Origin of the sequence: Vibrio sp. TH_r3 (genome assembly GCF_033101115.1) — a bacterium.
Classification (GTDB): Bacteria; Pseudomonadota; Gammaproteobacteria; order Enterobacterales; family Vibrionaceae; genus Vibrio.
The window spans coordinates 1-342 of the sequence record NZ_JAWMPW010000100.1; the positions used below are offsets into that span (position 1 = coordinate 1).

The following is a 342-nucleotide window of genomic DNA, read 5'->3' on the forward strand; positions in this document are numbered from 1 at the left end:
CGTAACAGAACATCCCCCCAACTGCTGAAATTGACGGATCCCCCAGCAAGACGCCCAAGCATCAACTCTTGCTGCTGCATCAAGTGGGTCTTCTCCGTAGATACCGGAATCAAGGTCGCTACCATCAATATTTTTAGAAATGTACTTAGCAATATAACCAGTAGCAGAACCTTTTTTCGGGTCAATTTTCACTTCTGTAAATCGGTGCTCTAAAGCCCCTTGCTCTTCACTATCTTCTCGCATGGAATAGAAACGCATAATATTTACCATGTCTTTATAATGATGCTTTTCAACAAATAAAAGAAGATGCCAGTGAGGCGTTCCGTCATGTTGTGGCTCAGT

The 342-nt window shown here is 43.0% G+C and carries 1 protein-coding gene; it reads right to left on the reverse strand.

Annotated features, from left to right (window positions below; all coding sequences use genetic code 11):
* Positions 1-342, reverse strand: a 342-nt coding sequence (locus R3X26_RS18970) for a replication endonuclease (protein WP_317718867.1), incomplete at both ends; no start/stop codon positions are given.